The sequence below is a fragment of the Micromonospora sp. NPDC047707 genome (assembly GCF_040704235.1).
GTDB lineage: Bacteria > Actinomycetota > Actinomycetes > Mycobacteriales > Micromonosporaceae > Micromonospora.
The window spans coordinates 1-3,391 of sequence record NZ_JBEYSU010000092.1; the positions used below are offsets into that span (position 1 = coordinate 1).

The 3,391-nt window shown below is 57.6% G+C and carries 2 rRNA genes; both read right to left on the reverse strand.

Features of this window, described 5'->3' with window-relative positions:
- Position 1 precedes the first annotated feature (1 nt).
- Positions 2-118: ribosomal RNA gene (gene rrf, locus AB0873_RS31640) — 5S ribosomal RNA — on the reverse strand.
- Between the two features lie 83 nt (positions 119-201).
- Positions 202-3,317, reverse strand: a 23S ribosomal RNA gene (locus AB0873_RS31645).
- Between the last annotated feature and the right edge of the window lie 74 nt (positions 3,318-3,391).

The window sequence follows — 3,391 nt, forward strand, 5'->3', positions numbered from 1 at the left end:
TGTCCGGCGGTGTCCTACTCTCCCACACCCTCCCGAGTGCAGTACCATCGGCGCTGGAGGGCTTAGCTTCCGGGTTCGGAATGTTACCGGGCGTTTCCCCTCCGCCATGACCGCCGTAACTCTATCGACATGTCAAACAACACCCACACGGGTTTGTTGTTCGTTTGTCGGGAGTTGCACAGTGGACGCGTAGCAGCTTTGTTGGTCAAGTCCTCGGCCTATTAGTACCGGTCAACTGAACCCGTTACCGGGCTTACATTTCCGGCCTATCAACCCAGTCGTCTAGCTGGGGGCCTTACCCACCCCGAAAGGTGGTGGGATACCTCATCTTGAAGCGAGCTTCCCGCTTAGATGCTTTCAGCGGTTATCCCTTCCGAACGTAGCTAACCAGCCGTGCCCCTGGCGGGACAACTGGCACACCAGAGGTTCGTCCGTCCCGGTCCTCTCGTACTAGGGACAGCCCTTCTCAAGTATCCTACGCGCACGGCGGATAGGGACCGAACTGTCTCACGACGTTCTAAACCCAGCTCGCGTACCGCTTTAATGGGCGAACAGCCCAACCCTTGGGACCTGCTACAGCCCCAGGATGCGACGAGCCGACATCGAGGTGCCAAACCATCCCGTCGATATGGACTCTTGGGGAAGATCAGCCTGTTATCCCCGGGGTACCTTTTATCCGTTGAGCGACACCGCTTCCACATGCCAGTGCCGGATCACTAGTCCCGACTTTCGTCCCTGCTCGACCCGTCAGTCTCACAGTCAAGCTCCCTTGTGCACTTGCACTCAACACCTGATTGCCAACCAGGCTGAGGGAACCTTTGGGCGCCTCCGTTACCCTTTAGGAGGCAACCGCCCCAGTTAAACTACCCACCAGACACTGTCCCTGAACCGGATAACGGTCCGAAGTTAGATACCCAAACCAACCAGAGTGGTATTTCAAGATTGCCTCCACCCGCACTGGCGTGCGAGCTTCACCGGCTCCCACCTATCCTACACAAGCTAATTCAGATACCAATGTCAAGCTATAGTAAAGGTCCCGGGGTCTTTCCGTCCTGCCGCGCGTAACGAGCATCTTTACTCGTAGTGCAATTTCGCCGGGCCTGTGGTTGAGACAGTGGGGAAGTCGTTACGCCATTCGTGCAGGTCGGAACTTACCCGACAAGGAATTTCGCTACCTTAGGATGGTTATAGTTACCACCGCCGTTTACTGGCGCTTAAGTTCTCCGCTTCGCCCCCGAAAGAGCTAACAGGTCCCCTTAACGTTCCAGCACCGGGCAGGCGTCAGTCCATATACATCGAATTACTTCTTCGCATGGACCTGTGTTTTTAGTAAACAGTCGCTTCCCCCTGCTCTCTGCGGCCATACAACGCTCCACCCGCGCGGGGCTTCACGTCTCCGGCCCCCCTTCTCCCTAAGTTACGGGGGCAATTTGCCGAGTTCCTTAACCACAGTTCGCCCGATCGCCTCGGTATTCTCTACCTGACCACCTGTGTCGGTTTGGGGTACGGGCCGCTCGGAACTCGCTAGAGGCTTTTCTCGGCAGCATAGGATCACTGACTTCACCTGAATCGGCTCGGCATCACGTCTCAGCCTACATGTGCTGCGGATTTGCCTACAGCACGGCCTACACGCTTACCCCGGCACAACCACCGGCCGGGCTCAGCTACCTTCCTGCGTCACCCCATCGCTTGACTACTACCCGCCAGGTTCCCACGCTCCCCATGTTTGGTCCGAAGACCGCCCACAGATCGGGTGGTTAGCACAACGAGGTTCGTCAGGGTCGCTCCTTCGCGGGTACGGGAATATCAACCCGTTGTCCATCGACTACGCCTCTCGGCCTCGCCTTAGGTCCCGACTCACCCAGGGCGGATTAGCCTGGCCCTGGAACCCTTGGTCATCCGGCGGAAGGGTTTCTCACCCTTCTTTCGCTACTCATGCCTGCATTCTCACTCGTGCCGCGTCCACAACTGGGTCACCCCGCTGCTTCACCCCCGGCACGACGCTCCCCTACCCACCCACACACCTGCACCAACACCCCGAAGAGCGCCGGCGAAGTACTTGTGTGAGTGCCACAGCTTCGGCGGTGTGCTTGAGCCCCGCTACATTGTCGGCGCGGAACCACTTGACCAGTGAGCTATTACGCACTCTTTAAAGGGTGGCTGCTTCTAAGCCAACCTCCTGGTTGTCTATGCGACCCCACATCCTTTTCCACTTAGCACACGCTTAGGGGCCTTAGCTGGTGATCTGGGCTGTTTCCCTCTCGACTACGAAGCTTATCCCCCGCAGTCTCACTGCCGCGCTCTCACTTACCGGCATTCGGAGTTTGGCTGATTTCGGTAAGCTTGTGGGCCCCCTAGACCATCCAGTGCTCTACCTCCGGCAAGAAACACGCGACGCTGCACCTAAATGCATTTCGGGGAGAACCAGCTATCACGGAGTTTGATTGGCCTTTCACCCCTAACCACAGGTCATCCCCCAACTTTTCAACGTTGGTGGGTTCGGCCCTCCACGCGGTCTTACCCGCGCTTCAGCCTGCCCATGGCTAGATCACTCCGCTTCGGGTCTAGGACACGCGACTGAATCGCCCTATTCAGACTCGCTTTCGCTACGGCTCCCCCACACGGGTTAACCTCGCCACATGCCACTAACTCGCAGGCTCATTCTTCAAAAGGCACGCCGTCACCCCGCAAGGCTCCGACGGATTGTAGGCGAACGGTTTCAGGTACTATTTCACTCCCCTCCCGGGGTACTTTTCACCATTCCCTCACGGTACTCGTCCGCTATCGGTCACCAGGAAGTATTTAGGCTTACCAGGTGGTCCTGGCAGATTCACGGCAGATTTCAGGAGTCCGCCGCTACTCGGGAACACCCACAGAAGACCAGCTGCTTTCACCTACCGGACTATCACCGTCTACGGTCGGCCATTCCAGACCATTCGACTAACAACTGGCTTTGTAACTCCTCACACGAGTGTCAGCTCGTGTAGCAGGGTCCCACAACCCCGACCACGCAACCCCTGACAGGTATCACACGCAGCCGGTTTAGCCTCAATCCGCTTTCGCTCGCCACTACTCACGGAATCACTGTTGTTTTCTCTTCCTACGGGTACTGAGATGTTTCACTTCCCCGCGTTCCCTCCACACACCCTATGAGTTCAGGTGCGGGTGACACCACATGACTGATGCCGGGTTCCCCCATTCGGACACCCTGGGATCACAGCTCGGTTGACAGCTCCCCCAGGCCTATCGCGGCCTCCCACGTCCTTCATCGGCTCCTGGTGCCAAGGCATCCACCGTTCGCCCTTGACAACTTGACCACAAAGATGCTCGCGTCCACTGTGCAATTCTCAACAAACGACCAACCCACAACCCGAAACACCCCACACCTACT